Raw genomic sequence first — 6,492 nt, 5'->3', positions numbered from 1 at the left:
CCGCAGTACGCCACCACCGCGTTCCTGAAGGGTTTGAAGCAGGTCGACGGCTGGCACGACATGCCGCTGACCCAGGCCGCCCAGACCGTGCAGGTCTCGGCCTACCCGGACGCCTACGCCCAGTGGGAACAGCAGGCCGCCGACCTCGTCGGCCAGTACTGGAACAGCTGACAACCACACAGCGCATGAGCTTCAACCGTTGGCCGGCACCCGAACCCGGGTGCCGGCCAGCGGCGTCTCCACTCCCAGGACAGGACGGCCGACGCGCAACGCGCGACCGCCAACGACGACGAGCGACGGCCGACAGCCGACGAGCGACGGCCGACAGCCGACGAGCGACGGCCGACGAGCGACGTCAGCGTTGCCGGCGGGCCATCCAGCGCTTGGCCAGGAGGGCCGCGCTCCCCCAGATGCCCCGCCGGAAGAGCAGTACGACGAGGACGAAGATGCCGCCGGTTACCAGGCCTATCGCCTCGAAGCCGGAGAACGACAGCCAGTCCTCCAGCCGTACGACGAGGGCCGCGCCGAGCACCGCCCCCCAGAGCGTGCCGATGCCGCCGAGCACGACGACGATGACCGCCTTGCCGGAGGTCGTCCAGTGCAGCACGTCGAGGGAGACGAAGCGGTGCCCCACGGCGAAGAGGCCGCCGCCGAGCCCGGCGATGAAGCCGGAGAGGACGAACGCGGTGAGCTTGTACCGGTGCACGGGGTAACCGAGCGCCCGGGCTCGGGCCGGGTTGTCCCGGATGCCGACGAGCACCCGGCCGAAGGGCGAGTGCACGATCCGCCAGGCGGCGGCCAGGCCCAGCAGCACGATCGGCAGGATCGCGTAGTAGAAGTAGTAGTCGTCGGTCAGGTCCACGCCGAAGAACGAACGGGGCACACCCTGGAGGCCGTTCTCGCCCTGGGTCACCGACCGCCACTCGTTGGCCACGTAGTAGACCATCTGCGCGAACGCCAGGGTCACCATGGCGAAGTAGATTCCGGTCCGTTTCACCGCCAGGTAGCCGATGGGCACCGCGAGCGCCGCGGCGGTGAGCGCCCCGGCCAGTACGGCGGCCGGGAACGGCAGGCCGGCGTGGATGGCGACGAGTCCGGTGACGTACGCGGAGGTACCCCAGAAGGCGGCGTGCCCGAAGGACATCAGCCCGGTGAAGCCGAGCAGCAGGTCCACGGCGACGGCGAAGAGCGCCCAGCAGAGGATGTCCACGGCAACGGCCGGGTAGAGCCCGTTCGGCAACCAGAGCGCGGCGACCAGCCCGACCGCGAGCAGCGCGTACCGGACCCAGGCGGGGGCCCGGCCGACGGTGAGCAGACCGGACGGCGGCGCCGGGCGGCCGGCTTCGGCCGGGGTGTCGACGGTGCTGGTCATGCCGGTGCCTCCTCGCGGCCGAAGAGCCCGGCCGGGCGCCAGAGCAGCACGACGGCCATCACGACGAAGACGATCGTCTGGGACACGATCGGGAAGTCCGAGAGGTACGCCTCACCCCACGCCTGCACGAGGCCGATGCCGAAGCCGGCGGCGACGGAGCCGAAGATCGAGCCGAGCCCGCCGATGACCACCACGGCGAAGACGACGATGATCAGGTCGGCGCCCATGAGTGGGTTGACGGCCCGCATCGGCGCGGCGAGCACACCGGCGAGCCCGGCGAGCGCGATACCGAAGCCGAAGACCGGGGTGACCCAGCGTCCGACGTTGATGCCGAACGCCGGGGTGAGTTCCGGCCGCTCGGTGGCCGCGCGTACGACCATGCCCACCCGGGTCCGGGTCAGCACCCACCACACGGCGACGCAGACCAGTACGGCGAAACCGAGGATGAACACCCGGTACGTCGGGAAGTCGAAGAGCCCGAAGTCCACCGAACCGCTCAGCGCCGACGGGGTGGCGTACGGGCTGGACTGGACGCCGTACCGGGACTTGACCAGGTCCTGGAGGATCAGCGTCAGGCCGAACGTGAGCAGGAAGTTGTAGAGCGGGTCAAGCCGGGTGAGCCGGTGGATGACCGCCCGTTCCAGCGCCATGCCGAGCAGGCCGAGCCCCAGCGGCATGATGACCAGCGCCGCCCAGAACGGCACGCCCGCCTCGCTGAGCAGCACGTACGCACCGAAGGCGCCGAGCATGTAGAACGCGCCGTGGGCGAAGTTCACCACCCGCAGCATGCCGAAGATGACGGCGAGCCCGAGGGCGAGCAGGGCGTAGAACGCCCCGCTCACCAACCCGTTGAACGTATTCTGCAGGAACCCGGTCACAGCGGCCCCTTCGTTCGCGACTGCGGGGCTCGCAAGACCGGCTCACTCCTCGCGCTCACAGCTTGCAGTCCGGGGAGGGCGCGGCGAACGCCTCCGCCGCCGGGATGGTCTCGAGCACCTTGACGTAGTCCCATGGCTCGGTGACCTCGGCCTGCGGCTTCACCTGCGCCAGGTACGCGTCGTGGATGACCCGGTGGTCCTCGGCGCGGATCTTGCCGTTGCGGAGGAAGACGTCGTTGATCTCCTTGCCCTCCAGCCCCTTTACCACGGTGTCCGCGTCGTCGGTGCCGGCGGCCTGCACGGCCTCCAGGTACTGCATCGCGGCGGAGTAGTTGGCCGCGTGCGCGAACGAGGGCCGGGTACCCGTCTCCTTCTGGAACCGGTCGGCGAACGCGCGGTTCTCCTGGTCGAAGTTCCAATACCAGGCGTCGGTGTACGTGGTGCCGGCCAAGGCGGCCGGCGTGAGCGAGTGGATGTCGGTGATGAACATCAGGCCGACCGCGAGGCCGACGCCCTTGTCCCGCAGCTTGAACTCGTTGTACTGCTTCACCACGTTGACCAGCTCGGCCCCGGCCTGCATGGTGCCGAGCACCTGCGGCTTCGGGTTCAGGCCGGGCGCCTTGAGCAGGTAGGTCGAGTAGTCGCCGCTGGTGTTCGGGAAGGGGGCGCCGTCCTTGCCGACCACCTGACCGCCGGCGGCGGTGATGGCGGCGGAGAAGCTCTTCTCCATGTCCTGCCCGAAGGCGTAGTTCGGGTAGAGGATGTACCAGTTCTTGCCGACCTGCTGGGTGGTCACCTTGCCGGTGCCGTTGGCGAGCATGTACGTGTCGTACGCGTAGTGGAACGTGTACTTGTTGCAGCTCTTGCCGGTCAGCTCGGTGGTGGCGGCGCCGATGTTGAAGTAGAGCTTCTTCTTCTCCTTGGCCACGTCGGCGACCTTCAACGCGGCCGAGGAGGTGGGCACGTCGAGGATGATGTCGACGCCCTTGCGGTCGTACATCTCGGCGGCCTTGCTGTTCGCGACGTCCGGCTTGTTCTGATGGTCGGCGGTCTCCACGGTGATGTCCTTGGTCACCGCCGCGTCGCCGTGCTTGGCCTTGAAGTCGGCGATCGCCATCTCCACGGCCTTCACCGAGTTCCGGCCGGACAGCTCCGAGTACGCCCCGGACTGATCGTTCAGGACACCCAGCACGATCTTGTCGCCGGTCAGTTTCTGGTCACCGCCCGACTGGGGGCCACCGCCACCGCAGCCGGCCATCAGCACAACGGCGGCCGACGCCACGGCCACACCCACGGTCCTACGCATGCCATTCCCTCCATCCGCGCCGTGACGCGGTCAGCAGTCGAGATCAGATCCCGAGGTACGACAGCAGTTCGCGTTCCCGCGAGCGCACCTCGGAGTTGTCCATCGCCTCCACGACTCGCCCCTCGGCCAGCAGGTAGTGCCGGTCGGCGACGCCGGTGGCGAAGTGCAGGTTCTGCTCGACCAGCAGCACGGTGACCCCGTGCCGCTTGGCCTCGCGCAGCAGGTCGCCGACCTGCTGCACCAGCAGTGGGGAGAGTCCCTCGGTCGGTTCGTCGCAGAGCAGCAGCCGGGCGCCCATGCGCAGCACCCGGGCCAGGGCGAGCATCTGCTGTTCGCCACCGGACAGGGTGGTGGCCGCCGAGTCCCGCCGCTGGTGCAGGGCGGGGAACGTCTCGTACACCCGCTCCAGCGGCCACGGGTCTGGGCCGACGGTCGGCGGCAGTGTGAGGTTCTCGGCCACGCTCAACGTGGCGTAGCTTCCGCGGTCGTCCGGCACCCAGCCGAGCCCGAGCCGCGCCCGCCGGTACGCGGGCAGCCGCCCGAGGTCACGCCCGTCCAGCTCGACAGTGCCGCGCTGCCCGGCGTGCAGCCCCATCACACAGCGCAGCAGGGTGGACTTGCCGGCGCCGTTGCGGCCCACCAGGGTCACCACCTCACCGGCGGCGACGTCGAGGCTGACGTCCCGCAGCACCTGCGCCTCGCCGTACCAGGCGGAGAGGTGGTCAATGCGCAGCATCAGCGGCTCCCAGGTAGGCGGTGATGACCCGCTCGTCGGCGCGGACCTCGTCGTACGGGCCCTCGACGAGGACCTTCCCGGCCTGGAGCACGGTGACGGTGTCGGCGAGGCGGCCGACCACGCTCATGTTGTGTTCGACCATCACCACCGTCCGGCCCTGCCGCACGCGGGCCACCAGTTCGACGGTGCGGTCGACGTCCTCCAGCCCCATGCCGGCGGTCGGCTCGTCGAGCAGCAGCACCTTCGGGTCCAGGGCGAGCGCGATGGCGAGTTCGAGGGCCCGTTTCCGCCCGTACGCGAGCGCCTCGGCGGGAGCGTGGGCGAGGTCGGCGAGCCCCACCATGTCGAGCAGCTCGGCGGCGCGGTCCTGGTAGCGGGCCATCAGCTTCGCCGACCGCCAGAACCGCCAGCCCAGTCCGCTCGACGACTGCAACGCCAGCTCGACGTGCTCCTGCGCGGTGAGCTGGGGAAAGAGGCTGGTGATCTGGAACGAACGGGCCACCCCCAGGCGGGCCACCTGCTCCGGGGGCAGCCCGGTGACGTCCCGCCCGGCCAGTTCGATGCGCCCGGCGGTGGGGCGCAGGAACCCGGTGAGCAGGTTGAACAGGGTCGTCTTGCCCGCACCGTTCGGGCCGACGAGCGCATGGACGGTCTCCGGCGCGACGTCGAGGTCGACGCCGTCGACCGCCCGGAAGCCCCGGAAGTCACGGGTCAGCCCGCGAGCCGACAGGAGCGCTTGCCCGGCCATCGCCATGTCCTCCGACGTCTCCCGGCGACGGTCGGATGGGTGACAGTGGTCACATGGCCGCCGCGTTCAGGAAACGTACGGCCGGGCGCACGGGTCGAGCCATGTCGATACCCCACACATTCCCATGCATCGAACAGGCTTCGCCCACCACATCACACCCTCGGCGACAGCCGTCCGGCACCCGCGCCCCGGCGACTCGCCCACATCGATGCTTGTACACATGTGTGGCGCGCACGGTCTGACGGCGACAGTGACCCCTAGCCCAGCAGCGCGTTGAGAGCCATGTCGACGTCGTCCGTCGTCGAGTAGAGGTGGAAGGATGCGCGGAGACGCCCGGCCCGGACCGCCGCCCGCACCCCGGCCCGCGCCAGCTTCTCCTGTGCGTCCGGCACCTCGACTGTCACGATGGCGCTCTCCCCCGGCGGCCGGCCGAGCCCGGTGAGCAACCGGTTGGCGAGCGCGACGTTGTGCGACCGGATCGCCGGCAGGCCGACGTCGAGGAGCAGCTCCATCGCCGGCGCGAGACCGACCCAGCTGAACCAGGCCGGGGAGATGTCGAACCGGCGGGCGTCGTCGGCGAGCCGCAGCGGCGGCCCGTAGTAGGAGGCGTGCGGGTCGGCGCCCGCGTACCAGCCTGCGGCGTCGGGACGCAGCCGTTCCCGCAGCGCCGGAGCCAGGTAGGCCAGCGCCGCGCCGCGCGGCCCCATCAGCCACTTGTAGGCCGCGGCCACCACCACGTCGGCCCGGGTGCCGTCGAAGGGCAGCCAGCCGGCGGCCTGGGTGGCGTCCACCGCGACCAGCGCGCCGTGCGCCCGGGCCGCGGCCACGATCTCGTCGTACGCGGTGATCGTGCCGTCGGCGGACTGCACGAGGCTGAACGCCACCAAGTCGGTGTCGGCGTCGATCGCGTCGACCAGCCCGGCGAGCGGCACCGTGCGTACGTGCACGCCACGCTCGGCCTGCGCGAGCCAGGGGAAGAGGTTCGACGTGAACTCCACGTCGGGGACCACCACGGTGGCTCCGGCGGGCAGCGCCGCCGCCACCGGCGCGAGCAGCTGCGAGGCGCTGGCGCCGATGGCCACGTCGTGCGCCGGCACGCCGCCGATGAGCCGGGCGAAGGAGGCGCGGGACCGGTCGACGGACTCGCCCCACCCCTCCCAGGAGGTACGCCCCACCCGCCAGTCGGCGAGCGCGTCCTGCAACGCGGTCCACGCCGGCTCGGGCGGCAACCCGTAGCTGGCGGTGTTGAGCCAGCCGGGCTCCGGCTGCCACAGCTTCTGGGCGGTGTCGAGTTCCATGTCCCGACGCTAGCCGTGGGAACCGCGAACGTGGACAGCCAATGCGCCACCGGCGGCCCGCTCGAACGGCGGACGGCGACCGCGGATTGCGGATCGCGGATTGCCCACGGCCGACGGAGCACGGCGCACGGCCGACGGAGCACGGCGAAAGGTG

Annotated in this window: 6 protein-coding genes; all 6 read right to left on the bottom strand. The window is 70.7% G+C overall.

From position 1 onward, the window contains the following. Window positions 1–355 precede the first annotated feature (355 nt). The gene (locus BXA10_RS11435; protein ID WP_076470251.1) at window positions 356–1,372 is read right to left on the bottom strand and encodes a branched-chain amino acid ABC transporter permease; all 1,017 of its coding nucleotides are present in this window, start codon (window positions 1,370–1,372) and stop codon (window positions 356–358) included. Continuing rightward, complete coding sequence (locus BXA10_RS11430; RefSeq protein ID WP_076470250.1) at window positions 1,369–2,250, bottom strand: branched-chain amino acid ABC transporter permease; 882 nt, start codon at window positions 2,248–2,250, stop codon at window positions 1,369–1,371. Before BXA10_RS11430 ends, BXA10_RS11435 begins: the two co-directional genes overlap by 4 nt. 55 nt (window positions 2,251–2,305) lie before the next feature. Further along, window positions 2,306–3,556: an ABC transporter substrate-binding protein gene (locus tag BXA10_RS11425; protein ID WP_076470249.1), complete on the bottom strand. Its 1,251-nt coding sequence runs from the start codon at window positions 3,554–3,556 to the stop codon at window positions 2,306–2,308. A 43-nt stretch (window positions 3,557–3,599) separates the two neighbouring features. After that, a complete protein-coding gene (locus tag BXA10_RS11420; protein ID WP_076470248.1) occupies window positions 3,600–4,292 on the bottom strand; it encodes an ABC transporter ATP-binding protein in 693 nt (230 codons plus the stop codon). Further along, window positions 4,279–5,040 carry an ABC transporter ATP-binding protein gene (locus BXA10_RS11415; protein ID WP_076470247.1) on the bottom strand — a complete coding sequence of 254 codons (762 nt, stop codon included), beginning with the start codon at window positions 5,038–5,040 and terminating at the stop codon, window positions 4,279–4,281. The genes BXA10_RS11420 and BXA10_RS11415 overlap by 14 nt, the downstream gene beginning before the upstream one ends. Before the next feature lie 257 nt (window positions 5,041–5,297). Then, entirely contained in the window at window positions 5,298–6,338 is a 1,041-nt protein-coding gene (locus BXA10_RS11410; RefSeq protein WP_076470246.1) for an aminotransferase class V-fold PLP-dependent enzyme, read from the bottom strand. Window positions 6,339–6,492 lie beyond the last annotated feature (154 nt).

This window comes from Micromonospora avicenniae (genome assembly GCF_900156065.1).
Lineage (GTDB): Bacteria > Actinomycetota > Actinomycetes > Mycobacteriales > Micromonosporaceae > Micromonospora > Micromonospora avicenniae.
Note: the sequence above shows the minus strand (reverse complement) of the source record. Positions and strands in the feature narration are given on the sequence as shown.